19 protein-coding genes and 2 pseudogenes are annotated in these 24,245 nt (G+C 71.0%); 7 read left to right on the top strand and 14 right to left on the bottom strand.

Annotated features, from left to right (window positions below; genetic code table 11):
* Window positions 1–5 precede the first annotated feature (5 nt).
* On the bottom strand, window positions 6–1,253 hold the full coding sequence (locus tag Vqi01_RS18530; protein WP_204036063.1) for a sugar ABC transporter substrate-binding protein: 1,248 nt from the start codon (window positions 1,251–1,253) through the stop codon (window positions 6–8).
* Between the two features lie 238 nt (window positions 1,254–1,491).
* Between Vqi01_RS18530 and Vqi01_RS18535 the strand changes: the two genes are divergently transcribed.
* Window positions 1,492–3,318: an RICIN domain-containing protein gene (locus tag Vqi01_RS18535; protein WP_204036064.1), complete on the top strand. Its 1,827-nt coding sequence runs from the start codon at window positions 1,492–1,494 to the stop codon at window positions 3,316–3,318.
* Window positions 3,319–3,374: 56 nt separating this feature from the next.
* Window positions 3,375–4,937, top strand: coding sequence for a glycoside hydrolase family 43 protein (locus Vqi01_RS18540; RefSeq protein WP_204036065.1), 1,563 nt, complete (start codon window positions 3,375–3,377; stop codon window positions 4,935–4,937).
* Window positions 4,938–5,218: 281 nt separating this feature from the next.
* Here Vqi01_RS18540 and Vqi01_RS18545 read toward each other — a convergent pair whose 3' ends face one another.
* On the bottom strand, window positions 5,219–6,895 hold the full coding sequence (locus Vqi01_RS18545; RefSeq protein ID WP_204036066.1) for a glucuronyl esterase domain-containing protein: 1,677 nt from the start codon (window positions 6,893–6,895) through the stop codon (window positions 5,219–5,221).
* A gap of 414 nt (window positions 6,896–7,309) precedes the next feature.
* On the opposite strand from Vqi01_RS18545, the gene Vqi01_RS18550 reads away from it, so the two are divergent.
* The 4 genes and pseudogenes from Vqi01_RS18550 to Vqi01_RS31840 all read left to right on the top strand — a co-directional run.
* Window positions 7,310–7,912 (top strand): DUF4956 domain-containing protein, encoded by a 603-nt coding sequence (locus Vqi01_RS18550; protein ID WP_204036067.1) that lies wholly within the window; start codon window positions 7,310–7,312, stop codon window positions 7,910–7,912.
* On the top strand, window positions 7,909–8,739 hold the full coding sequence (locus tag Vqi01_RS18555) for a polyphosphate polymerase domain-containing protein (RefSeq protein WP_204036068.1): 831 nt from the start codon (window positions 7,909–7,911) through the stop codon (window positions 8,737–8,739). The genes Vqi01_RS18550 and Vqi01_RS18555 overlap by 4 nt, the downstream gene beginning before the upstream one ends.
* Before the next feature lie 230 nt (window positions 8,740–8,969).
* Window positions 8,970–10,421 (top strand): annotated as a pseudogene (locus Vqi01_RS31335) (CotH kinase family protein); the annotation flags it as partial.
* Window positions 10,422–10,451: 30 nt separating this feature from the next.
* Window positions 10,452–10,838 (top strand): annotated as a pseudogene (locus tag Vqi01_RS31840) (cellulose binding domain-containing protein); the annotation flags it as partial.
* 511 nt (window positions 10,839–11,349) lie between these two features.
* Here Vqi01_RS31840 and Vqi01_RS18565 read toward each other — a convergent pair.
* The 12 genes from Vqi01_RS18565 to Vqi01_RS18620 form a co-directional block, all read right to left on the bottom strand.
* A complete protein-coding gene (locus Vqi01_RS18565) occupies window positions 11,350–11,955 on the bottom strand; it encodes a hypothetical protein (RefSeq protein WP_239098485.1) in 606 nt (201 codons plus the stop codon).
* 265 nt (window positions 11,956–12,220) lie between these two features.
* Window positions 12,221–12,691, bottom strand: coding sequence for an SRPBCC family protein (locus Vqi01_RS18570; protein ID WP_239098486.1), 471 nt, complete (start codon window positions 12,689–12,691; stop codon window positions 12,221–12,223).
* A 124-nt stretch (window positions 12,692–12,815) separates the two neighbouring features.
* The gene (locus Vqi01_RS18575; RefSeq protein WP_204036072.1) at window positions 12,816–13,799 is read right to left on the bottom strand and encodes an LLM class flavin-dependent oxidoreductase; all 984 of its coding nucleotides are present in this window, start codon (window positions 13,797–13,799) and stop codon (window positions 12,816–12,818) included.
* Entirely contained in the window at window positions 13,796–14,131 is a 336-nt protein-coding gene (locus Vqi01_RS18580; protein ID WP_204036073.1) for a TIGR04076 family protein, read from the bottom strand. Before Vqi01_RS18580 ends, Vqi01_RS18575 begins: the two co-directional genes overlap by 4 nt.
* Entirely contained in the window at window positions 14,128–14,502 is a 375-nt protein-coding gene (locus tag Vqi01_RS18585; RefSeq protein WP_204036074.1) for a nuclear transport factor 2 family protein, read from the bottom strand. Before Vqi01_RS18585 ends, Vqi01_RS18580 begins: the two co-directional genes overlap by 4 nt.
* 5 nt (window positions 14,503–14,507) lie before the next feature.
* Complete coding sequence (locus Vqi01_RS18590; RefSeq protein ID WP_204036075.1) at window positions 14,508–16,181, bottom strand: DUF885 domain-containing protein; 1,674 nt, start codon at window positions 16,179–16,181, stop codon at window positions 14,508–14,510.
* Window positions 16,178–17,416, bottom strand: a complete 1,239-nt coding sequence (locus tag Vqi01_RS18595) for an amidohydrolase family protein (RefSeq protein WP_204036076.1) — start codon at window positions 17,414–17,416, stop codon at window positions 16,178–16,180. The genes Vqi01_RS18590 and Vqi01_RS18595 overlap by 4 nt, the downstream gene beginning before the upstream one ends.
* 10 nt (window positions 17,417–17,426) lie before the next feature.
* On the bottom strand, window positions 17,427–18,392 hold the full coding sequence (locus Vqi01_RS18600; protein ID WP_204036077.1) for an ABC transporter ATP-binding protein: 966 nt from the start codon (window positions 18,390–18,392) through the stop codon (window positions 17,427–17,429).
* A complete protein-coding gene (locus Vqi01_RS18605; RefSeq protein ID WP_204036078.1) occupies window positions 18,389–19,369 on the bottom strand; it encodes an ABC transporter ATP-binding protein in 981 nt (326 codons plus the stop codon). The genes Vqi01_RS18600 and Vqi01_RS18605 overlap by 4 nt, the downstream gene beginning before the upstream one ends.
* A complete protein-coding gene (locus Vqi01_RS18610) occupies window positions 19,369–20,286 on the bottom strand; it encodes an ABC transporter permease (RefSeq protein WP_204036079.1) in 918 nt (305 codons plus the stop codon). The genes Vqi01_RS18605 and Vqi01_RS18610 overlap by 1 nt, the downstream gene beginning before the upstream one ends.
* Window positions 20,283–21,374, bottom strand: coding sequence for an ABC transporter permease (locus Vqi01_RS18615; RefSeq protein WP_204036080.1), 1,092 nt, complete (start codon window positions 21,372–21,374; stop codon window positions 20,283–20,285). The genes Vqi01_RS18610 and Vqi01_RS18615 overlap by 4 nt, the downstream gene beginning before the upstream one ends.
* A gap of 10 nt (window positions 21,375–21,384) precedes the next feature.
* The gene (locus Vqi01_RS18620; RefSeq protein WP_204036081.1) at window positions 21,385–22,992 is read right to left on the bottom strand and encodes an ABC transporter substrate-binding protein; all 1,608 of its coding nucleotides are present in this window, start codon (window positions 22,990–22,992) and stop codon (window positions 21,385–21,387) included.
* A 289-nt stretch (window positions 22,993–23,281) separates the two neighbouring features.
* Here Vqi01_RS18620 and Vqi01_RS18625 point away from each other — a divergent pair, with 289 nt between their 5' ends.
* On the top strand, window positions 23,282–23,818 hold the full coding sequence (locus tag Vqi01_RS18625) for a helix-turn-helix domain-containing protein (protein WP_204036082.1): 537 nt from the start codon (window positions 23,282–23,284) through the stop codon (window positions 23,816–23,818).
* Window positions 23,819–24,245 lie beyond the last annotated feature (427 nt).

The following is a 24,245-nucleotide window of genomic DNA, read 5'->3' on the forward strand; positions in this document are numbered from 1 at the left end:
GCCGGTCAGTTCGTCGCGCTGTCGGCCGCACGTTGCGCGGCTGACAGCGCCTCCGGTGGCGTCCGGGCGCCGCTGAGCGCGGACTGCACCGCCGTCCACAGCGGCTCCGAGATCCTCGGGTACCGGGTCCCCAGGTCGTCGCCGGTGCGCCCCTTGGCCGCCTTGACCGCGTCGACCCAGACCCCCAACTCGGCGTTCGCCGCGACCTGTTGCTCCTGCACGGCGGCCACCGGGGCGATGTAGGACAGGGTGGTGTCCGTGGTGAGCAGGTTGTCGCCACTGGTCAGGCAGGCGACCAGTTGCCGGGAGGCGGCGTACCGGCCGGTGTCGCCCTGCACCGGAATGGAGATGAACTCGCCGCCGGTGGGCGCCGGTGCGGTGCCGCCTGCGCGGGCCGGGATGGGGATGATGCCGTACTCGAAGCTCAGCTTCGCCGCGTTGGCCAGTTGCCAGGTGCCGTTCTCGCCGAAGGCGTAGTCGCCGCTGGCGAACTCCTGCCAGCTGGTGGTCTGGGTGTTGTTGATGACGGAGTTTGGCGCGTGGCCGGCGGTCAGCCAGTCGGTCCACAGGGTCAGGGCCGACACCGCCTGCGGCGAGTCCAGCGCGGTGAGTTGTGCACCGGCGCCCCAGAACCAGGGCAGGAACTGGAAGCTGCCCTCCTCGGTGCCGATCGCGGAGAAGGTGATGCCCTTCTTGCCGGCGGCCTTGACCTTGACCAGCGCCGCGGTCAGCGACGACCAGTCCGTCACGGTGGAGATGTCCACGCCCGCCTCGGCCAGCAGGTCCTTGTTGTAGTAGAGGGCGAGGGTGTTCGCGCCGATCGGCACGCCGTACGTCCTGCCGTCGCGCTGCCCGGCACCGAGGAGGTGCGGTTCCATCGCCGACACGTCGAGGTCCGTCTCGTCGGTGGTGGTGAGGGCGCCGGCCTCGGCCAGCGTGGAGATCACCGGGTTGTCGATGACCAGCACGTCCGGTGAGTTGCCCTGCTGGGCGGCGAGCAGCGCCTTGTTGGTCAGGTCGGTGGTGTCGTAGCCGGTCCGCTCGACCGACACCCCGGCCGAGGTCCCGCACTCCTTGAGCAGCCTGACCCAGTCGGAGTCGTCGGTGAACTGCGGGTACGGGTCCCAGATGGTGTAGGTCCCGCCGCCCTCGGTCGTCGTCTCCTTCGAGGAACAGGCGCTGGCGGTGCCGGCGATGGCGAGGGCCAACAGGGCGGCGCTCACCGCGCGCACCCGCAGGCTGGAACGTGTCATGTGAGGCCTCGCTTCGTATTCGAACCGATTCGCCGAATCGGTTCGGCCGACGATAGGCCCACCTCGGCGACACGGTCAAGGGAGTCGATGCTCCACACCGGAGAGCGCCCGAATCTCCACGTCATCGAGCCAACGCGGCGTTGACATTCACAACTGTCAACTTTTACGCTCCGTGCGAATCGGTTCGACGCAGCCCCCCTGATCACCGAGAGCCGCCTTCGTCGCAAAGGAGTCCCCAGTGACGCTCCCCCGCAGACCAGGACCCGTTCGTCGTCCCATCGCCCGGCTCGCGGTCTTCGCGCTCGCGGCCACCGCCCTCGTCGCTCTTCCCACGCCGGCCCGCGCCGCCGATGAGTCGATCACCGTCAACTTCTCGGTGACCAGCGGCGCGCCGACGTACCGCGCGGCCGGCTGGATCTACGGCATGACCGAGAACGCCTCCGGCCCGGCCGATCACTTTTACCGTGACGTGAAGTTCCGGTACATGCGCGCCGGCGGCGCGCAACTGCCCGGCAGCGGCTGGGTCGGCGGAACCTACGAGCGCCGGTGGAACTCCACCCTCGCCCAGGCGCGGCGCACCGCGGCGCTCGGCGGCGAGTTCATCCTGCTGCCACATGATCTGTGGGGCGCGGACGGCGCCGCGATCTCCCGCTTCCCCGGCGACAACGGCAACTGGACCGACTACGACAACTTCCTCAACCGCCTGATCAGCGACGTACGCGCGGCCGGGCTGACCGTGCAGTGGGACATCTGGAACGAACCCAACATCACCCTGTTCTGGAACCGCCCGATCTCCCAGTACTTCGAGCTGTGGCGCCGCACCTACCAGCGCATCCGGGCCGAGTTCCCCAACCAGCTCATCGTCGGGCCGAGCTGCGCCTGCGTACCGTCGACCAACCACACCTTCTGGAACCAGTACCTGGACTTCGTCCGCTCGACCAACACCGTGCCGGACATCATCAGCTGGCACTCCCTGCCCGGCGACCCGGTGGCCAACGTCGCCGCCGCCAACGCCACCCTCGACCCGCGCGGCATCCCGCACCCCCGCCCGTACCAGATCAACGAGTACGCCGCGCCCGACGAGCAGAACCCCGGCGACGGCGCCTGGTACATCGCACGCCTGGAACGCGCCCGCGCCGACGGCCTACGGGCGAACTGGGCCAGCGCCGGCAACCTGCACAACGACCTCGGCAACCTGCTGGTGCGCAACTCGGCCGGGCAGCACCAGCCCAAGGGGGAATGGTGGGTCTACCGCTTCTACGCCTCGCAGACCGGGCAGATCGTCTCGGTCACGCCCAGCCCGTCGTACGACGCGTTCGCGACCAAGACGTCCGGATCGGCGAAGATCCTCATCGGCGCGGGCCGCACCACCGGCAACCTCACCGTCAACCTGCAACGACTGGACACCACCAGCGGCATCGTGCAGAACAACCAGGTCCGTGTGCTCGTACAACGGGTCCCGCACAACGGCGGCGGCGCGGTGCAGGGCCCGATCACCATCTCCAACAGCGTGGTCAACGTGAGTGGCAACAACGCCACGGTCTCGCTGCCCTACGCCAACCAGACCGACACCTACACTCTGACCCTGCTGCCGCCCTCCGAGGGCGGCTTCCAGTCGGTGGCGGTGGCCCAGCACTCCCAGCAGTGCCTGGACAACACCGGCCGCAACACCGGTGACGGCAACGTCCAGCAGCAGTTCTACTGCGAGGGCGGCGACCAGCAGTTGTGGAACTTCCGGCCGGTGAGCGGCGTGGCGAACACCTTCACGGTGGTCAACCAGCAGACCGGCAAGTGCCTGGACGTCAACGGCGTCTCCACCGCCGACGGCGCGGCGGTGCACCAGTGGAGCTGCCACGACGGCCTCAACCAGCAGTTCACGCTGCGCAAGGTGACCTACCCGGGCAACGACTCGCACGACTACCAGCTCGTGGCCCGGCACAGCAACAAGTGCGTCGACGTCAGCACCATTTCCACCGCGCCCCGCGCCCCGATCCATCAGTGGACCTGCAACCCGGCGGGCCAGGGCAGCCCGCTCAACCAGACCTGGCGGCTCTGGGGCCGATGAGCCCCGGCCGTCGGGGGGCGGGTCCGGCATGGCCACGTCGATTAGCATCGATCCGCATGACGAACCCCGCCGTCACCTTCCGCAATCCCGTCGTCCCGGGTTTCCACCCCGATCCGAGCGTCTGCCGGGTGGGTGAGGAGTACTATCTCGTCTGCTCCAGCTTCGAGTACTTCCCCGGCGTGCCCATCTTCCACAGCCGGGACCTGGCCAACTGGCGGCAGATCGGCAACGTGCTCGACCGCCCGAGCCAACTCGACCTGCCGGCGGACACACCCGCCTCGGCCGGCATCTTCGCGCCGACCATCCGGCACCACGACGGTCGGTTCTGGATGGTCACCACCAATGTCAGCATCGGTCGGCACCTGCTCGTCACCGCCACCGACCCGGCCGGGCCGTGGTCGGATCCGGTCTACTTCGACCTGCCGCACGTCGATCCCTCGCTGTCCTGGGACGACAACGGCGACTGCTGGCTGACCGTTTCCGGAGTCCAGTCGTACCGGATCGATCCGCTGGCCGGCAAGGTTCTGGAGGGCCCGGTGCCGATGTGGTCCGGCACCGGCGGGCAGTACCCGGAGGCCCCACACCTGTACCGGATCGGCGAGTGGTGGTACCTGCTGGTCTCCGAGGGCGGTACGCACACCGGCCACGCGGTCTCCATCGCCCGGTCCCGCAGTATCCGTGGCCCGTTCGAGCCCGGCCCGGCCAACCCGTTCCTCACCCACCGCAGCACGGATCGACCGATCCAGGCGACCGGCCACGCGGACCTGGTCCAGGCCGCCGACGGCAGCTGGTGGATGGTCCTGCTCGGCATCCGCGCCAAGGGACAGTGGCCGCCGTACCACGTGCTCGGCCGGGAGACCTTCCTGGTGCCGGTGCGGTGGGTGGACGGCTGGCCGGTGGTCGACCCGGTCGAGGAGGTGATGACCGCGCCCGCCGGCAGCCCGCCCGCGCTCGCCGCCACCGGAGACCCCGGCGGGCACCGCGACGACTTCGACAGCACCGAGTTGGCGCCGCAGTGGTTGTCGCTGCGGGGCCGGTCGCCGCGGAGCTGGTCGCTGACCGACCGGCCGGGCTGGCTCACCCTGCACGCCGACGGAAAGACCCTGGACCGGGCCGGCGCCACCCTGGTCGCCCGCCGGCAACTTCATCACGACTGCCGGGCCAGCGTCCGCGTCGACGCCGGTACCGGCCGGGCCGGGCTGACCCTGCGCATCGACGAGGCACACCACTACGACCTGGAGATCTCCGGCGGCACCGTGCGGGTCGTCGGCCGGGTCGGGCCGTTCCGCCAGGTGTTCGGCGAGCGGAGGGTGCCGCCGGGTCCGGTCACCCTGACCATCGCCACCCGGACCGGCGACCTGCTGCCGCCGACGGTGACGGCGGCCGAGCAGGTGGCCGCACCCGGGACGCCCTTCGGTGTACGCCCGACCACCTGCGACATGGTCAGCTTCGAGGTGGCGACCGAGGACGGGCCGGTCGTCCTGGCCGAACTCGACGGTCGATACCTGTCCACCGAGGTCGCCGCCGGCTTCACCGGCCGGGTCTTCGGCCTCTACGTCACCGAGGGCAGCGCCGCCTTCGACTGGTTCGACTACCGTCCGACGGCGATCCAGGAATGACCACCGCCGGTCGGGTGCCCGACCGGCGGTGAGGCCAGCGAAAAGCCGTCGGCAGTGCGGGGTGGGCCCGCACGGCCGACAGCGGTCACCCCAGACCTGGCCGGGCGTGATCGTCGCGGTGCAGCCACCGCTCGCGAGTTTTCACAGACGTCAATGGCTTCCGGAAGTTTTCCCGGAAGTTTCAGGCCGCTCCCGATGGGCTGGTCGTGGTTTGCGCCCGACGACCCCTGGGGCTTTGGTCGTGCTCGCACCCGGGGCTGGCGAACTCGTCGCGCCGGCAGCTACCTGGCGGTGCAGGTGGGGTTCAGACCCGTGCCGGTGCCGGTGCCCTGGAAGCCGAACTCGGTCGACTGGCCGGCGGCGATGGCCCCGTTGTAGCTGACGTTGGTGAAGGTGACCGCGCCGCTGCTGCCATTGCGGTTGGCGTTCCACACGTTGGTGACGCTGGCACCGGAGGGCAGCGTCACGGCGACGGTCCAGCCGTTGACCGGCGCGGCGCCTGCGGTGACCCGCACTGTGGCGACGAACCCACCGGTCCACTGGTTGACCGACACCGAAGCCGAGCAGCCGCCACCGGCCGGTGGCGTAGTGGGCGGAATCGTCGTGGGCGGGACCGTCGGCGGCGCGGTAGTGGGCGGCGTCGTCGTGGGCAGGGTGGTCGGCGGCACGGTGGTGGGCGGGGTGGTCGGGCCGCCGGCGAGGGTGGGCGTCTGCCAGTCCCGCCACTCGGCCAGGTTGCCCGCCTTGCGGCTGGAGATCCGGAAGGCCCCGGCCGCGCTGCCCGTCTTGAGCAGGAACTTCTGGATGCTCTGCTGCAACGGGGTGCGCCACTCCGACCGGGACGCGCAGTGCGTACCGTCCTGGACGTCGGACCAGTAGCTGATGTTGTCGCCCGCGCCGAGCGCCTTGTAGACCTCCGCGCCGGCCAGGGCCGCGACGCTGGACGACCGGGCCGCCAGCCAGTCGATGTGCGGATTGTCCATGATGAACAATCCGCGCGGCGCGATCATGGCCACCGTCTGGTGGGTGTCCACGGGCAGGTTCGCCGGGTTGCCGGTGTAGGAGCCGAAGGCGTCGCCCAGCCACGGCTGTTCGCCGTACGCGCTGCTCAGCGGCTGGGCGCCGGACTCACCCGGGATGCCGCGGAAGATCGGCGAGCCGGCGCTGCCCGATTCGATCGGCATGGTCAACGCGATGCGCTGGTCGAAGGCGCCCGTGACGAAGGCGCCCTTGCCGTAGCGGGAGCACCCGGTGACGCCGGTAGCGTCCGCCCGGAGGATGTTGCCGCCCGACTGCTCGATGACGTCGATGATCCGGCTCACTCCCCACGCCCAGGCGACCAGCAGACCGGTGCTGCTGGAGGAACCGTAGACGCTGTAGAAGGCGCCCTGTTTGTTGTTGCGGGGCGTGCCTTCCCGTCCCACCGCGAGCGGGTCGTAGCTGATCACCGCGGCGCCGGCGGACCGGATGGTGGCGGTGTCGGCTCCGAATCCACCCAGGACCACCACGGCCGGGTATGGCCCGGTCCCCCCGCTGGGCAGTTGCACGCTGGCGGAGAAGCTGGCGCTGCGACCGTTGTGCGTCACGTTCACCGTGATGTTCGTGTTCGAGACCGTTCCCGTGACACTCTGCGGCTTCGCCGGTTTGTCGCCGTAGACGTAGCGCTGCGCGAGGTGCTTGATCTCCGCGCGGTGACACCGCCAGTCGGACTTAACCGAGATGCGCGTACCGTTCAATTTCCGGAAGGGATCCGGTAGGCGGGAGTTGGCCGGCGGCGATGTCGCACCGGGGACCGGACAATCGGTCCCCTCGTCCTCGGCGGGCGCGACGGCCGCGAGGCCAGCGGCCGCCCGCGCCAGGCTGCTTCTCGCCGCCACCCAGGTCGTCGCGGCGAGCGCAAGTGCCGTCACCGCCAGCACCACGATCACCGATCGGATCTGTGTACGACCCCATCTCATGATCACTGAAGCTCCTCTCCGGGCAGCATCGATAATTATCGATGCTCATCGGGGCAAGTTTCGGCCTGAGCAGCGAAAAATGTCAATACCGTTTCGCAGGGTCGGCGACGCGGGATCGGCCCGTTCGCCGCCATGGGGCCCCTGGCTCAACCCGCTGGCGCCGACCGGTGGGCCGACGGGCCATTCGCCGGGGCGAGCGCCGGCAACCACCAGGGCGGGCAGCGCCGACCATTGACGTTTCTCGATGAGAAGTCGTACTATTCGCGAAATAGTTCCCGCAAGTTTACCGAAAATTCCGGTGGCGTTCGGTCGCCCGTCCCCAGTCCGTGTCCCGGGCAGCACGGGCGTCCCGTGCCGGGGCAGCACGAGACAGGTGCCGGGCCGGTGCGGCAGTGACTCAGGAGGAGAAGCAAGATGTCCCAGCTCGTCCTGTTCGGGATCGACATCTGCGCGGTGGCGTTACTCGTCTTCGGGCTCTACTTCCCGCGACACCGCCGCCGCGATCTCGTCGTCGCCTACCTCGGCGTCAACGTCGGTGTCCTGTCGGTGGCGAGCGCGCTGAGCGCCAGCAACGTCGGCGCGGGGCTCGGGCTGGGGTTGGCGCTGTTCGGCGTACTCTCCATCATCCGGCTGCGCTCGACCGAGCTCGACCAGCACGAGGTCGCGTACTATTTCTCGGCCCTGGCCCTGGGCATCCTCGGCGCGCTGAGCACCACCTCGATCTGGCTCAGCGCCGGCCTGATGTTACTCATCGTGGTGGTGATGTTCCTGGGTGACCATCCCCGGCTGCTGCGCCACTACCGGCACCAGATCATGGTGCTCGACTCCGCCGTCACCGATCACGTGGCGCTCGTCGCCCAGTTGGAACAGTTGCTCGGCGCCCGGGTGCACGTCGCCACCGTGCAGCGACTCGACCTGGTCAACGAGACCACACTGGTCGACGTCCGGTACTCGGTGCGTCCCGGCGCCGCCAGGGCCGCGGCCAGCCGGCCGGCACCGGCGGGAGCACACCGATGAGCCTGCCGCCGATCGCCGCGTCCCTGGCGAAGATGGCCCCCGTCGGGTTGGCCGAACTCATCGACCGGGCCGCGCTTCAGACCAGGGTCGACCGCAAGTACGTCGTACCGCTCGACCAACTTCCCGACCTGTTGCACCAGCTCGTCCCGTCCGCCCTGGTGCTGGAGATCGACGACGAGCGGGTGTTCCGCTACGAGTCGGTGTACTTCGACACCCCACATCTGGTCAGCTACCACTGCGCGGCGTACCGGCGACGGCGACGCTTCAAGATCCGCACCCGCAGTTACCTCGACTCCGCGCAATGCTGGCTGGAAGTCAAGATCAACGGGGCACGGGACAGCATCACCAAGCACCGGCTGCCGTACCACCTGAGCGACCGCGCCACCGTGCGCCCCGGCCGCGACTTCGTCGACGCGGCGCTGCGGCGTGAGGCGATCCACCAGGCCGTCGGCGACGCCTTCGATCCGGTGCTGGTCACCAGCTACCGTCGGGCGACCCTGCTGCTGCCGGCCACCGCCAGCCGGGTCACCATCGACACCGAGCTGACCTGGCAGGCCGGCGACAGCACCCTGCGGCTGCCCGGCCTCGCCGTGGTCGAGACCAAGACCAGCTCCACCGCCTCGCCGGCCGACCGGATGTTGTGGCAGCGAGGGATCCGGCCCGTCCGCATCTCCAAGTACGCCACCGGCCTGGCCGCGCTCCGCCCGGAACTGCCGGACACGCCGTGGCGTCGGACCCTGCGCCGCCATTTCCACCGCACCCCGTCGTCGGCGGGCCCGGCATTGACCACCACCCTTCGCTCCGAACAGGAGGCATCGTGCGTCTGACCGTCCGCAGCACCGGCACCACGACGGCGGCCTTCCGCGCCGCAGGAGTCCTGGCCGCCGCCGTACTGGTCGCCGGGCTGCTCGTCCCGTCCCCGTCACCAGCCGGCGCCGAACCGCTCGCCGACTCCGGTGCCGCCACCGCCGCCGGCTCCACCACGACCACCTCGGCGGCCGGCGCCGTCGCAGCGGCCGGCGCCGCCGACGATCTGGTCGGCGATATCCGCTTCTCCGTGCCCAGCGGCACCTTCTCCGGTGAGGTGTCGGTGTCGCTGAGCACCACCGTCAGCGGCGCCCAGATCCGCTACACCACCGACGGGCGGCTGCCCACCGCGCAGTCCCCGCTCTACTCCGGTTCCCCGCTGCGGTTGACCCGGACCACCCAGCTGCGGGCACAGGCCTTCGTGGGGCAGACCGCGTCCGGGGCACCCGGCACGGCCATGTACGTCGCCCGCAACACCGCCGCCGCCCACGACCTGCCGGTGATCCTGATCGACTCGTACGGCGCCGGCCGACCGGACCGGCAGTACTTCGACGCCGCCACCATGATTTTCGAGCCGAGTGGCGGGACCACCTCGCTGGCCGCCGCCCCCACCGTGGCCACCCGGGCCGGGTTCCGGCTGCGCGGGCAGTCGTCGGCCATGTTCGCCAAGACGCCGTACCGGCTCGAGTTCTGGGACAACGAGGACGACGACGCCGACTACCCGGTGCTCGGCATGCCCGCCGACTCCGACTGGGTTCTGCGCGGGCCGTTCAGCGACAAGGCGTTGATCCGGGATGCCTTCGTCTACGACCTCGGGCGGCAGATGGGTCTGCCGGCGCCCCGGTACGCGTTCGCGGAGTTCTATCTCAACACCGATGCCGGCCCGGTCGGTGCCGACGACTACATGGGCGTCTACATGATCGTGGAGACGATCAAGAACTCCAAGAACCGCCTCGACCTCAAGAAGCTCCGTTCCGACGACCGGACGCTGCCGAGGATCACCGGTGGCTACATCTTCAAGTTCGAGTGGATGGCCGCCGAGGAGCCGACCCTGCCGTGCACCGGACCGGCGGCGAGTTGCTGGAACTACCTGGAGGTCGCCGACCCGTCGCCGTTGATGCCCGAGCAGCGGGACTGGCTGCGCAACCACATCCAGGAGTTCCACAACGTGCTACGGGCACCGAACTTCGCCGACCCGGCAACCGGCTACCGAGCGTACATCGACGTGGATTCCTTCATCGACCAGCTCATCATCAACGAGCTGAGCCGGGAGATGGACTCCTACCTCCGCAGCGCGTACTTCTACAAGGACCGCGACACCAAGATCTTCGCCGGTCCCCTGTGGGACTACGATCTCAGCTTCGGCGTCGGTGGCTACTTCGCCAACGATCAGACCTCAGGCTGGCAGTACCAGCAGGTACGCCAACCGATGGCGAACGACTGGTACAACCAGCTCTTGCGGGACCCGGCCTTCGTCAACCAGGTCCGGCTGCGTTGGCAGACGCTGCGCCGTGGTGCACTCTCCGACGCGTCGTTGCAGTCCCGGATCAACGCCCTCAGCACCCCGTTGACCAACGCCGCGCAACGCAACTTCCAGCGTTGGCCCAACCTGACCACCCGGATGATCGGGCCCTTCATCACCCCGACCGCGTCGACGTGGCAGGGGCAGGTCCAGTACATGCGGGACTGGATGCTGCGCCGCGCGGCCTGGCTGGATTCAACTGCGGGCTGGGGCGGTCCCACCACTCCCCCGCCCACCACCCCGCCACCCGGACCGACGACCCCGCCGCCCGGACCGACCACGCCGCCGCCGGCCAGCGCCGCCTGCACCGCCACGTACACGGTGACCAACCAGTGGACCGGCGGCTTCCAGGGTGAGGTGCGGGTCACCGCGGGGACGCGGGCGATCAGCAACTGGACGGTGACCTGGACCCTGCCCAGTGGCCAGGCGATCACCCAGGCGTGGAACGCGACGGTCACCACCCAGGGGTCGACGGTCACCGCCCGCAACGTCAGCTACAACGGCTCGCTCGCACCGGGCGCCAGCACCACGTTCGGCTTCCTCGGATCCTCCTCCGGGGCACCCGGCATCCCCACACCGACCTGCACAGCAAGCTGACTTCCCGGCGGGCGTACCTGGCACCGGGCCATCACCGTCCCGGTGCCAGGTACCTGCCCATGCTCTCCCTGCGGGCGCTGGAGGACGCCCCCGTGGGAAACCATGCTCTGATTCATGGTCGAACCACTACTACTGCCTTCGCGCCCTGTCGAGCTGATCCGTTTGCGCTATCACGCAAGCGGCGGGAGCTGGACGCCATTTCCGCCGAGCATGGTGGCAGGTTTCGGGTGTGTCGGCTCCGACTGAAAGCCGACCTCGCTGTCGGGTGACCGGAGCCCCCGCCTTCACCGCCGACCTGACCAAGGTTTTGTCTGGCCCTCAGTCTCCGGCTGGTGTGAGGAGTGACCGCGGTTCCTGTCTTGGCGGAGCAGACGGGCCGGCCGCCGCGGTCAAGGCATCCGTCGCGATGCCGGTCACTGCGAACCGTTAACGCCATCAGCTCGACAGGGCACGGCCCAGGCCACATCCCGGCAGCCAGCCACCGGCCACGCCACCAGCCGGCCATGGCGTGTCAGCCGCCGGTGCCTTCCGCCGCCCCGTCCGGGCCCAAAGCGCCCTCCGCGCCGTCGCTGTCGAGGTGCACATGCTGGTGGCCGTTTCCGGCATCAATGTTGATCTGGTCGAGTTGCGTCGCGGCCACCGACCACGTGGTCACAGCCAGCGCCGCCTGCCTCGCCGCCAGCGTCAGCAGTTCCGGTCGCCGGTCGGCGGGAGCGGCCACGGCCAGGGCGACCGTGTCGACGGCGACGGCGGCCTGTTCCACCGCGCTGCGCAGCCCGCCGCGGGCGACGTTGGTCGCCGTCATGCCCGACGGTGGGTCGGCGAACTGCGCCGTCAACCGGCGCATGACCTCTTGCCACTGACCGACCTGGGCCGCCTCGGGCGCGCGCCCGGCTGCCGGCTCCTGCCGGACGGCAAGGAGGATCGGCCCGAGTTGCTGCCCCGTCCGGCGTGCCATGTCGGTGAGTTCGACGATCTGCTGCGCGTCGCGCCTGAGATCCGCCTCTTGCAGCTTCGCGATGCTGGACTCGGTCGCGCTCGGTCGCCCGACGGCGTAGCCGACCAGACCGCCAAGGAGGCCCACGATCAGCGCCGCCACGATGCCCACCGCGACCATCCGCGCCGGAGGACGCCCCGGCCGGGCCGGCGAGGTCAGCAAATGGGAGGGCCGGCCGGTTCGACGGGACATGACACTCCTCGCATCGAAGACTGTACGGACTCGGAGCCTAACCCTTCCGCCGTAACACGTCGATGGTTACGCATGTCCCACACGAACTTCGATCGGAACTGACGAAAGGCGTGGCCTTCGGCCCTCACCCCGTGCGCCGTCCTGCCGGTGTACCGGTCGGCCGGTACCACGGTCAACGGGCGCCGGCGCGCCGTCAGGGAACGGCCATCCGGCGGGCGAGCTCGGCCGCCCGGTACGCCGCGACCTGACGTGCCTGCGCCGCCACGAACCGCCGCAGCGGCGCGGGCGCGAAGGCGCTGACCTGCTCCCGCACCCGGGTGCCGTCGGCCACGGCGGTCAACTCCACCACCGCCCGCAGGCGCACCCACCCCGGGCTGCGTACGTCGCTGACCACTCGGTCGGGCCGGTGCGAGGTCAGGCGTACGCGCATCGGGTTGTCCCAGCGCAACGGACCGAACAGTCGGAACCGTTCGACGGCGAGGTAGTCGACGATCTCCCGCCCCTGCGCGTCGTGGCCGGGCCGCACGTCCCGCACCGCGACGACCAACGGTGACAGCCCGATGTAGCTGTACGGGTCGCTCAGGTGGCGATGCACCCGCTCCGGCGACGCCGCGACGACAGTGGTGGTCTCGAAGGCGATCGGCGCCTGGCGTTCCTCGGGCACGCCCCATCCTGTCACGTCCCAAGCCGGGACAGGCGCCGATGACCGTCCACAGTAGAGGCCCGGGGGAAGCGCCCCGACACCTAGGACGCTCCCCCCGGGTGGATCTCTGCTCGTCGTACGGTCACTACCGCAGCAGCGGCAGCACCCGCCGGCCGAGCAGATCGATCCCCTGGTACGGGGTGAGGCCGTGTGGGGTGCCGAACTCCACACGGCTGGCCCCCGCGTCAAACACGGCGGCGGCCTGCGCGGCGACCTGTTCGGGCGTGCCGGAGAAGGCGAACAGGTCGAGCAGGTCGTCGCCGATCAGCGCGCCGGCCGCGTCGTCCTCGCGGCGGGCGACGTGGTCCTGGATCCGGGCCAGCAGTTCCGGATCGACCTCGACGGTGGGGTCGAGAGCGGCGACCACCGCGAGGTACATGGCCACCTCGGTCCGGGCCATCCGGCGGGCCAACTCGCCGTCGGTGTCGACGACGGTGACCGCGCCCAGCACCACACCGGTCTCGTGCCCGCCCGCCTCGTCCAGCCAGGCGCGCATCGTCTTGGCCATGGCCGGATTCGCCGACCCGCCGACCTTGACCTCGCTGGCGAACGCGGCCGCCACCCGCGCCGTCTGCTGCCCCCAGGTGCCGACCAGCACCGGAACGTCCGGACGTACCGGGGTGTACCGCAGGGTGGTGCCGGGCTCGATGCTGAACTCCCGGCCCTGGAAGCCCTCGCCGTCACCGGCGAGCAGCCGCCGCACGACCTGCACCGTCTCGGCGATACGTCGCAACGGCCGCGCCTGCGGCACCCCGACCTGTTGTAGCCAGGTGCCCCGGGCCAGCCCGAGGTACGCCCGGCCGTGCGAGGCCAGGTCGAGGGCGGCGACCTGACCGGCGACCTCGACCGGGTGCAGGGTGAACGGGTTGAGGCAGGCCGCGCCGAGCCGGATGCGGCGGGTGTGCCGGGCGGCCACCAGCAGCGGGAAGATCGGCGGCTGGTACATCAGGTCGCCGAAGACCGACAGCACATCGAAGCCGTGCCGCTCGGCAAGCTCGGCCAACTCGGCGTACTCGTCGGCGGACTTGTCTGATTGCAGGCCGATGCCGACCAGCCGTTCTCCGTTCACGTCAACTCCTCGGTGGGGATCTGCCGACGGCCAGTACGCTCGATCCGCATGATCACCCGCTCGTCCGGGTCCGGGCAGGCGACGTGGCTGTCCCGCGCCATCCAGTCACCCTCGGCCAGGGCCCGCTGCTTGGCCGGCAGCAGAGGCAGACAGGCGGCCAGCGCGTACACGCAGAAGTGCTGGCCCTCCGGGATGCTCAGCCGGCAGGATTCGGTCAGGTCGAAGTGGTCCCCCACCTTCATGCCGCACACCGAACGGCCCTCGATGCGCTCCACCACCACCCGCAGGTCGTAGACGTCGGTGGTGGGCTGCTCGTCGCTACGCTCGCTCATCGCACGGCCTCCGCGTGGTGGTGAATGATCCGCCAGCCGCTCTCCGTGCGGCGCAGCACGTCGGTGACCCGGAAGCAGACATCCGGGCGGTCGTCGCCGTGGCGGGCGCGCAGCACGTACCGGACCAGGCCGGTGTCGCCCCAGGCGTCGGCGCGCAACTGCTCCGGCGCCACCGCGACCGGAGGCGGGCCCGTCGCGCCCGCGGCCCGCCGGTCGCGCAGGTCGTCCAGCGCGGCCAGACCGCAGAGCAGCTCGTCGGCGTCGGACTCCCAGATCGTCAGCTCGGGGTGCAGGTGGGCGTCGAAGGCGGGCCGGTCACCCAGCGATCGGTACATGTCTTCGATGGTGCTGGTGAGTTCGTCGATGCTCATTGGGGTCACTTCCGGTCGAGGGCGGGGGTGCCGGACCGCAACGTCTCGGCGAGGCGGGCGCGCAGCGGCTCCAGGCCCATCGGCCCGAGCGCCAGCGCGGTGTGGTGGAACCGTTTGCGGTCGAACCCGGCGCCGGCGCGCCGTTCGGCGTCGCGGCGGGTCTGCTGCCACAGCCGTGCCCCGACCTTGAAGGCCAGGGCCTGAGCCGGCCAGCCCAGATAGCGGTCGACCTCGAAGCGGGCGGTCGCCGCGTCCAGGCCGGCGACGCGGGTGAGCAGGTCCACGGCGACCGCGGGCGTCCAGCGGGCAGCGTCGGTGAACCCGTTGCCGGCCGGGATCGGCAGGTCGAGGTGCAGGCCGAGGTCGATGACGACGCGGGCGGCCCGCCACATCTGGCCGTCGAGCATGCCGAGCCGTTCGGCGGGGCCGGCGTAGAGGCCGAGTTCGTCAGCGAGCCGCTCGGCGTAGTGCGCCCAGCCCTCGGCGTACCCGTGCACGTGGCAGAGGGTGCGCTGCCACGGGTGCAGGTCGGCGAGGGTGAGGGTGATGGCGTGTTGCAGGTGGTGTCCGGGCAGTCCCTCGTGACACAGCGTCCCGACGTGACGCCAGACGGGGACGGTCGACTCGCCCGGCGGCACCGACCACCAGATCCCACCCGGCCGGGTCAGCGCGGCATCGGGCGGGGTGTAGTACATGACGCCGGACACGGCGGGACTGATCCGGCACTCGACGTGGCGGGTGGCTGCCGGGATGTCGAAGTGGGTTCCGTCGAGCGCGTCGGTCAGCAGGGCGGCCCGTCGGCGCAGCCACTCCTCCAGCGCCGGGCCGACCGGCACCCGGCCGGCCGGGTCCGCGTCCAGCGCCGTCCGCGCCGTCGGCACGTCCGGGTGCCCGCAGTCGGCCGCCGTGACGCGCAGCTCGTCGGCGGTGCGGGCCAGCTCGGCCCAGCCGTAGACGTACAGCTCGTCGAGGTCGACGGTGGCGCCGAGGAAGGCGCGGGAGGTGATCTCGTACAGCTCACGGCCGACGCCGTCCACCTCGGACGCGGCGGGAGCCAGTTCGGTACGCAGGAAAGCGGCGAAGTTCGCGGTGGCGGCGGTGGCCAGCCGGGCGCCCTGCGCCAGCCGGTCGGCGAGCGGCCCGTTCGGGTAGCCGGCGACGAGCCGACCATAGAAGTCCGTGTCGGCCCAGCTCGCGCACTGCGCGGCGACGACCAGCACCTGCCGGCGGGCGACCAGCTGCCCGCGCTGCGCGGAGCGGCGCAGCGTGGCGGCGTACTGGTCGAGGGTGGCGGGAAGCTGGTGCAGGTGGGCCGCGACGCGCTCCCAGTCGTCGGGGGTCCGCCGGGGCAGGTTGTCGAAGACCTGCCGGGCCAGGTGCACCGGGGTGGCCAGCGGGGCCAGCAGGCGGGTGGTGAAGCCGGCGTCGTGCAGCGCGACCTCGCTGGCCAGCCGGTCGGCCAGGGCACCGGCGAGCGCACGTTCGCCCGCAGTGTGCGCGGTGGCCATGGCGACGGCGGTCGCGGTGCCCCGGGCCAGCTCGGCGCGGGCGTCGAAGCCCTCCGGTGACAGGTCCGTCAGCTGCGATGCGGGGGTACGCCCCGCCGCCTCGGCGGCCTGCGGGTCGAGTTCGGCCAGCGCGGCGAGGTAGTCGTCGGCGACCTCGGTGATCCTGGTCATCGCGGTGCCCGGGTGCGCGAATGGTCGTCGCGGTAGACGACGCCGCCCTTCATGACCAGGTGCAGGCTGCGCAGCGCGGAGACCGACCGGGTCGGGTCGTCGCGCAGCACCAGCAGGTCGGCGTGCTTGCCGGCCTCAATGCTGCCGAGCCGGTCGGCCTGGCCGAGCCACTCGGCGGGCCGGATGGTGGCCGCCTTCAGGGCGTCTGCCACGGGCAGCCCGGCGTCGACCATGAACTCCAGTTCCCGCACGGTGGCGGTGGTCTCGTCGTAGCCGGCGTGCGGTGGCATGTCGCTGCCCAACGCGATCGGCACACCGTTGCGGATGGCGTGCTGGAGGCTCTCCCAGTGCCGGGGTCCGGCGGCGAGCGCCCGGTCCATCAGCCAGCCCGGCACTCCGGAATCGCGGAAGAACTGTTCGCAGCGGCTGACCACGATGGTCGGGACGTACCAGACGTCCTTCTCGGCCATCAGCCGGGTCACCTCGTCGGTCAGTTCGTAGCCGTGCTCGACGCAGTCGAGGCCGAGTTCCACCGCCCGGCGTACGGTGTCGGCCGGGCCGGCGTGCGCGGTGACCTTGCGCCCCCAGTCGTGGGCGACCCGGATGACGGCGGCCATCTCGTCGTCGAGCAACTGCGGGGTGTCGATCGCCTCGTACTGGCCGGCGATGCCGCCGGAGACGCACACCTTGATCAGGTCGGCGCCGGCGCGGATCTGCGCCCGGGTGAGCCGTCGGAATTCGTCCGCACCGTCGGCTTCCAGGGCGTCGGCTTCCCAGCCGTGGCCCCCGGTGCAGCACAGCGCGTGCCCAGCGGTGAAGATCCGCGGCCCGTCCACAGCGCCGCCCTCGATGCCCTTGCGCAGCGCGAAGTCGGCGTAGCGGCTCTCGCCGACCAGCCGGGCGGTGGTGACGCCGGCGTGCAGGGTGCGCCGGGCGGAGTCGGCCATCAACAGCACCAGTTCGGCCAGGTTGGACCGCTGCACCGCGTCGCCGAGGTGGCCGGGCAGGCCGAGGGAGAGGTGCACGTGCATGTTGGTCAGGCCGGGCATGACCACGTCGCCGCCGAGGTCGACCACCCGGATGTCGCCGGCCTCGGCGAGCACGTCGTCGACCGGGCCGACAGCGCGGATCATCCCGTCGGCGTCGATCCACACGCCGCGGTCGGGCTGGAGGCGGTCGTCGACGCCGTCGTAGAGGGCGAGGTTGACCAGAACCTGTTCGGTGGCGGTGTGCATGTCGACGTCCTCAGTGCGCGGGCACGGCGGCCGGGGCCGCCGTGGGGTCGTTGAGCCAGCAGGCGGCGCTGCGCCCGCCGAGCTGGAGGGTGGGCGGTTGGTCGCCGCAGGGGGCGAAGGCGTGCGGGCAGCGCGGCCGGAACCGGCAGCCGGTGGGGGCGTTGGCCGGGTCGGGCACCTCCCCGGCCAGGGTGGCGGGCAGCCGTGGGGTGGGGCCGATCTGCGGTACCGCGTCGATGAGCGCCCGGGTGTACGGGTGGCGCGGGTCGCGCCACAGCTCGCGGGTGGGCGCGGTCTCGACGATGCGGCCCAGGTACATCACGGCGGTGACGTCGGCGATCTCGTGCACCAGGGCGAGGTCGTGGGAGATGAACAGCATGCCCATGTCGAGGTCCCGGACCAGCCCGACCAGCAGGTTGACCACCTGGGCCTGGGACGAGGCGTCCAGGGCGGTGACCGGCTCGTCGGCGATGATCATTCTGGGTTGCGGGGCGAGCGCCCGGGCGATGGCCAGCCGCTGCCGCTGTCCGCCGGAGAACTGGTGCGGGTAACGATCGGCGGCGGCGGCCGGCATGCCGACCCGGTCGAGCAGCTCACCCACCCGGTCCCGGCGGGCCGCTCCGGTCACCGTCTCCGCCACGCCGTCGAGCAGTTGCGCGCCGATGGTGCGCCGGGGGTTCAGCGAGGCGTACGGATTCTGGAAGACCATCTGGAGGCCGATCTCCGCGCCCGGTCGACGGCGCCAGCCCAGCGGGGTGACCGGGCGGCCGGCGTAGCGGACCTCACCGGCGCTCGGCGCGGTGAGCCCGACCGCGACCCGGGCCAGCGACGACTTGCCGCAGCCCGACTCGCCGACCAGGCCGACGATCTGTCCGGGCGCCACGTCCAGGCTGACTCCGGCCACGGCACGTACCCGCCCGCGTCCCCGGGTGCGGTACTCGACCTCCACGTCACTGATCCGCAGCAGGTCCGTCATGGGGCTGCCACCTCCAGGTGCGGGCGGACCCCGCAGGCCACCGAGCGGTCGGCACCGGCCGGTGCCAGCGGCGGCGGCGCGGTGCTGCAGGACGGCTGCGCGTACCCGCAGCGGGGTTGGAACGGGCAGCCCGGCGGCGCTTCCCCGGGCGCCGGTGGGCCGCCGGGAATGGGCCTCAGCGTGCCGACGGCCTGAGTGCCGTGCGGTCGGGCACCGAGCAGCGCGGCGGTGTACGGGTGGGTGGGTGCGGTGAGCAGCGCCCCGGTCGGGCCGGTCTCCACCACCCGTCCGGCGTAGAAGATGTAGCCACGGGTGGTCAACGCGCTGAGCACACCGAGGTCGTGAGTGATGAACGCGACCGCCAGGCCGGTCTCGGCGCGCAGCCGGTCGAGCAGGGCGAGGATGCCGGCCTGCACGGTGACGTCGAGGGCGGTGGTGGGTTCGTCGGCGATCAGCAGTCGGGGACGGGCGGCCAGGGCGATGGCGATGGCCGCCCGTTGCCGCATTCCGCCGGAGAACTGGTGCGGATAGGAACGCATCGCGCGTTCCGGGTCGGGGATGCGGACCTGGTCGAGCAGTTCCACCGCCCGGCGGTTTGCGGCCCGCCGGTCCATCCGCAGGTGCACCCGCATGTGTTCGGTGAGCTGGCGGCCGATGGTGAGCATCGGGTGCAGGGCGGCGGTGGGATCCTGGAAGACCATGGCGATGCCCGCGCCGCGGACCCGCTGCCAGCCACGGTGGTCCAGGCCGAGCAGGTCGGTGCCGGCGAACCGGGCCGACCCGGTGACCGCCGCGCCGGGCGGAAGCAGGCCGAGCAGGGTCTGCGCGGTGAGGCTCTTGCCGCAGCCGCTCTCCCCCGCGATGCCGACCAGCTCGCCCTCGTCGACGGTGAGCGACACGTCGTGCAGGATCGGCAGCGGCCCGCGCGGGCCGGGCAGGGTGACGGCGAGGGAGTCGACGTCGAGCAGCGGAGCCATCAGCGTCCCTTCGCGTAGCGGGGGTCGAGACGGTCGCGCAGCGCGTCGCCGAGCACGTTGAACGCCATCACGACGGTGAGGATGGCCAGGCCGGGGAAGACGCTGACCCACCACATCGACAGGTCCTGGGAGCCGAGCGCCACCATCGAGCCCCACTCGGCGGCCGGCGGGCGGGGGCCCAGGCCGAGGAAGGAGAGCGCGGCGAGCAACAGCACCGCGTTGCCGAGCTCCAGGGTGGCCAGCACGATCGCCGGGCCGATGCTGTTGGGCAGCACGTCGCGGCGCAGGGCGCGGATCGGCCCGACGCCGAGCAGTCGGGCCGCGCTGAGGTAGTCGTCGCCGCGCATGCTCAGCACCGCGCTGCGGATGACCCGCGCGTACACCGGCCAGGAGACGATGACCAGGGCGAGCACGGCGTTGCGGGTGTTCGGGCCGAACGCGGCGGTCACCGCCATCGCCAGGATGATCTGGGGGAAGGCGAAAACCAGGTCGGTCAGGCGCATCAGCGCCTCGTCGACGAACCGGCCCAGGTAGCCGGCGACCAGCCCGAGCAGACCGCCGACGAGCAGGGCCAGCGAGACGATGGCCAGAGCCAGCGGAATGGAGAGCCGGGCGCCGTGGATCACCCGGCTGAGGATGTCCCGGCCGAGTGAGTCGGTGCCGAACCAGTGCGTCGCCGACGGCGGAGCGTACGCCTCGGGGCTCTGGGCGAGCGGGTCGTAGGGGGCGATGAGCGGCGCGAAGATCGCCAGCAGCAGCCATCCGCCGAGGATGACCAGGGCCGCCACGGCGATCGGCTGACGCCAGATCGGCTGGCCGGCCGAGCCGCCGCGCAGCCGGCCGAGCCAACGGCGTCGGGTCAGCGCCCGCTCCACTTTCGGATCGGGAGCCACCGGGTCGGGTGCGATCATCGTCATGACAGCCGGATCCTCGGGTCGATGAGCCCGTACAGCAGGTCGACGGTCAGGTTGACCAGCGTGTAGACCAGGGCCACGAAGAGGCTGACGCCGAGGATCGACGGCAGGTCCAGGGCGGTGGCGCTGCGGTAGGCGTACTGGCCGAGGCCGGGCCAGCCGAAGATGCTCTCCACCAGCACCGTTCCGGACAGCAGCGAGGCGAAGGCCAGGCCGGAGACGGTGACCACCGGGACCAGCCCAGCGCGCAGCAGGTGCCGGCGCAGCACCACACGGGTCGGCAGACCCTTGGCGTACGCGGCACGGATGTAGTCCTGCTGGAGCACCTCCAGCATGGCGGAGCGGACGAAGCGGACCAGCAGCGCCACGGTCAGCGAGGTCAGCACCAGCACCGGCAGGGCCAGGTGCTGGGCCGCGTCCCAGGCGACGTCCCACTGCCCGGCCAGCGCCGCGTCGACGGTGTACATGCCGGTGACGGTGGGCGGCGGGCTGAACCCGGTGGAGAGCCGCCCGCCGCTGGGGGCCAGGCCGAGCTGGTAGAAGAAGACGTAGAGCACGACGAGCGAGAGCCAGAACGGCGGGGTGGAGAGGCCGAGCAGGGAGCCCACCCGGACCAGTTGGTCGGTGAACCGGCCGTTGCGCACCGCCGCGAGCATGCCGATGCCGGTGCCGATCAGCAGCGCCAGCACCATGGTGGGGATGGCCAGTTCCATGGTGGCCGGGACGTACCGCACCAGGTCGTCCAGGACCGACCGGCCGGTCTGCTGGGAGATGCCCAGGTCACCGTGGAGCAGGTTGCCCAGGTAGTGCAGGTACTGCGCCCAGAGCGGCTGGTCCAGGCCCCACTTCTCGCGGAAGGCGGCCACCGTGGCCGGGTCGTTGAGCGCCTGGTCGGAGAGGTTGGCCGTGACCGGGTCACCGGGAACGACGTTGACCAGCCCGAACGTCACCACGGTGACGCCCAGCAGCAGCCCTGCGGTGATCGCCAGCCGCTTGGCCAAAAAGACCAGCAGCGGGTGGGCCCGGCGCGGCCGAAGCCGGGACGCGGTCGTGCTGACCGCGCCCGGCTCGCCGTTGTGGACCGTCGTCATGTGCGGCCGACTACTTCCGGCCGACCGCGGCGACGTCCACCTGCCAGCCCGCGGCGGTGTAGTCCGCGCCGGTCAGGTCGGCGGTCGCCACCACCGTGGAGGAGTTGCTGGCCAGCACGACGTACGGCGAGGACTGGTTCATCAGTCGCTGCCACTCCTGCATCGCGGTGGCCCGGGCGGCCAGGTCGAGGGTCTCGACGACCTTCTCGCCGGCGGCCACGATCGCCGGGTCGGCCCGCTCCACCGTCCAGCCCGAGCGCAGCGCGGTGGCCTGTCCGGGCGCCATGTTGTTGATCAGCGAGTCGGCGACCGGGTAGTTCAGGCTCTGCGGGGTGAAGCCGAGGGCGACCTTCCCGCCGCGCATCTCGTCCAGGAAGGTGGTCAGCGGCTGCGGGTTCAACTCCAGCGTGATGCCGGCCTCGGCGACGTCACCCTGCACCTTGGTGGCCACCGTGCCCAGATCCACGCCCTTGTAGGTGATGGCCGGGTAGTTGAACTTCACGGTGGGGTTGGTCAGGTTCGCCTCGGCGAGCAGCGCCTTGGCCTTGTTGACGTCGCGGGTGGATGCCTCGCCCTCGGGCAGCGTGCCGGGGAAGGCGGGCGCGACCAGCCCGGCGCCGGGCGCGGCGCCCTGGCCGTACAGCGCGGCAACGCCCTGGTAGTCGATGGCGGCGCGCAGCGCCTGGTTGAACTTCGGGTTCGAGGTCACCGGCGACACGGCCGGGTCGGCGTTGAGGAAGAGGAAGTAGACGGTGTCCTGCACGCCGGAGGTCTGCAGGGTCTCCGGCAGGCCCTCGAGCAGCTTGCCGGAGATGTCGAGCGAGATCTCGGCGGCCTCGGCGCGCTGCATGGTCAGCTTCTGGGTCTGCACGTCCATGTTGCGCAGCACCACCCGCTCGAACTGCGGCGCCTCACCCCAGTAGTTGGGGTTGGCCTCCAGCACCACCTGCGACTCCGGCTCGTACGACTTCAACACGTACGGGCCGCTGCCGATGGAGTTGGTGTCCAGGTACTGCTGGGCGGTGTCGCCCTGCGCGGCGTCCTCGCCGTCCTTCGCGCCGTTCTCCCTGGCCACGTTGGCGTTGATCACGGCGGTGGAGGGCATCGACAGCACCACCGGGACGTTCGGGTTGGCCGTTTCGGAGGTGACCACGACGGTGTTGTCGTCGGTCTTGCTGACGCTCAACTCGCTGACGGTGACCGCCGGGCTGCCCTTGATGTTCTTCAGCCGGTTGAGCGAGAAGACCACGTCGTCGGCGGTGAGCGGGCTGCCGTCGGAGAAGGTGACCCCCGAGCGCAGCTTGAACGTGAACGTCTTCGCGTCCGCGGAAGCCTCGTACGACTCGGCCAGCGCGGGGACGGGCTTGCTGACGTCCGATCCTTCGAAGGTGAGCAGGGTGTCGTAGAGGGCGTGCACCGCGGTCAGGCCGGTCGCCTCGTAGACGCGGCCGGGATCGAGGGTCTTGAGCACGAACGAGGTGTTCACGGTGAGGGTGGTGGCGCCACCACCGTTCGCATTCCCACCGCTGCCACCCGCGGTGCAGGCGGTGGTGGAGATGATGGCCAGCGTCGCCAGAGCGAACGCTCCGGCGCGGAGCCGGCGGGGGGACACCGACATTGCTGTTCCTACCTTCTATGGCGCGGGTCCGCCGGACGGATCCGCGAGGCATCGATGGCCTGGGACACCACCACCGGCCGGGTCCACGTGGCCGGTGACGGAATCTCGGGTTTTCAAGGAAGCCTTCGCAGGGTTGGATATAGCCGGACTCCGCGTTCGTCCGGTTCGTGCCTCGACGCGGCATGTCCAGCAATACCGAACACTGCCGGCCTCTTGTTTGACCACCCTAAACACCCCGTGTAGCTTGGTCAAACATTTTTAGCTACACTGTTATCGGATCGAGGTTTACATGCTCGGTGACCGGCTCCGCGACCTGCGTCAGCAGCACACCCTCACGCTGCGACAGCTCGCCACAGCCGCCGACGTGTCACCCGCTCTGCTCAGTCAGATCGAAAACGGCGCCACCGACCCGAGCCTGTCCACTCTGCGCAAACTCGCCCAGGTCTTCGACACCTCGATCGCCGCACTCTTCACCGAACCGGAGGCGCCGGCGGTGCACGTCAGCCGGGCCGGCGCGCGCAGTCTGCTCACCGCTCCCCCGGGCCAGATAACCTACGAGCGACTCACCCCCGGCCGAGGTGACCTGGAGGTGCTCCAGGCCCGGCTCGCGCCCGGCGACGCCAGCTCGGCCGAACCCTGGGCCCACCCGTCGACCGAGTGCGCCATCGTGGTCAGCGGCGAGATCGTCGCCGAGATCGGCGGCGAGTCGTACGTTCTCGCGACCGACGAGGCGGTCACCTTCGACTCGCGCCTGGCCCACCTCTACCGCAACGCCAGCGACCAGCCGGCCCACCTGATCATCGCCGTCACCCCGCCCACCCCGTAAGGAGCGGTAAGGAGCGGTAAGGAAGGGCCCCCTTTTAACGCCTGGTGTATAGAAAGGGCCCCTTCTTAACCGGCAAGGGGGGCGGGGGCGGCGAGAGCGGATCCTGGCACGCCAGGCGGCCGGGCGATGAGGCCACGCCCGCAACCGGCGCCGTCGCACAGGACACGCAACTCGCGGCCCTGCCACAGGACACGCAACTCGCGGCCCTGCCACAGGACACCGCAATTCGCGGTCTCGACCGGCCCGGAAACCCCAACATGCCGCAACCCGCGCCACCCGAAGGGCCGGATACGCCGACATACCGCAACCCGCGCCCGCCCCAGGCACCCGAACACCCCGACATGCCGCACTCCGTGCCGGGCACGTCCCCAGGCACAGCGATCACCACACCTGGACTCACCTCGCCACCACCTATTGCCGGTCTTCC

It is taken from the genome of Micromonospora qiuiae (genome assembly GCF_016863555.1).
In the GTDB taxonomy this organism is placed as follows: domain Bacteria; phylum Actinomycetota; class Actinomycetes; order Mycobacteriales; family Micromonosporaceae; genus Micromonospora; species Micromonospora qiuiae.

Excerpts from the sequence above, each read along its gene's own strand:
- Vqi01_RS18580 (WP_204036073.1), bottom strand. The coding sequence starts at position 14,131 with ATGAGCGAGCGTAGCGACGAGCAGCCCACCACCGACGTCTACGACCTG.
- Vqi01_RS18565 (WP_239098485.1), bottom strand. The coding sequence starts at position 11,955 with ATGGTCGCGGTGGGCATCGTGGCGGCGCTGATCGTGGGCCTCCTTGGC.
- Vqi01_RS18550 (WP_204036067.1), top strand. The coding sequence starts at position 7,310 with ATGTCCCAGCTCGTCCTGTTCGGGATCGACATCTGCGCGGTGGCGTTA.
- Vqi01_RS18530 (WP_204036063.1), bottom strand. The coding sequence starts at position 1,253 with ATGACACGTTCCAGCCTGCGGGTGCGCGCGGTGAGCGCCGCCCTGTTG.
- Vqi01_RS18555 (WP_204036068.1), top strand. The coding sequence starts at position 7,909 with ATGAGCCTGCCGCCGATCGCCGCGTCCCTGGCGAAGATGGCCCCCGTC.
- Vqi01_RS18620 (WP_204036081.1), bottom strand. The coding sequence starts at position 22,992 with ATGTCGGTGTCCCCCCGCCGGCTCCGCGCCGGAGCGTTCGCTCTGGCG.
- Vqi01_RS18585 (WP_204036074.1), bottom strand. The coding sequence starts at position 14,502 with ATGAGCATCGACGAACTCACCAGCACCATCGAAGACATGTACCGATCG.
- Vqi01_RS18625 (WP_204036082.1), top strand. The coding sequence starts at position 23,282 with ATGCTCGGTGACCGGCTCCGCGACCTGCGTCAGCAGCACACCCTCACG.
- Vqi01_RS18605 (WP_204036078.1), bottom strand. The coding sequence starts at position 19,369 with ATGGCTCCGCTGCTCGACGTCGACTCCCTCGCCGTCACCCTGCCCGGC.
- Vqi01_RS18545 (WP_204036066.1), bottom strand. The coding sequence starts at position 6,895 with ATGAGATGGGGTCGTACACAGATCCGATCGGTGATCGTGGTGCTGGCG.
- Vqi01_RS18540 (WP_204036065.1), top strand. The coding sequence starts at position 3,375 with ATGACGAACCCCGCCGTCACCTTCCGCAATCCCGTCGTCCCGGGTTTC.
- Vqi01_RS18610 (WP_204036079.1), bottom strand. The coding sequence starts at position 20,286 with ATGACGATGATCGCACCCGACCCGGTGGCTCCCGATCCGAAAGTGGAG.
- Vqi01_RS18615 (WP_204036080.1), bottom strand. The coding sequence starts at position 21,374 with ATGACGACGGTCCACAACGGCGAGCCGGGCGCGGTCAGCACGACCGCG.
- Vqi01_RS18600 (WP_204036077.1), bottom strand. The coding sequence starts at position 18,392 with ATGACGGACCTGCTGCGGATCAGTGACGTGGAGGTCGAGTACCGCACC.
- Vqi01_RS18595 (WP_204036076.1), bottom strand. The coding sequence starts at position 17,416 with ATGCACACCGCCACCGAACAGGTTCTGGTCAACCTCGCCCTCTACGAC.
- Vqi01_RS18590 (WP_204036075.1), bottom strand. The coding sequence starts at position 16,181 with ATGACCAGGATCACCGAGGTCGCCGACGACTACCTCGCCGCGCTGGCC.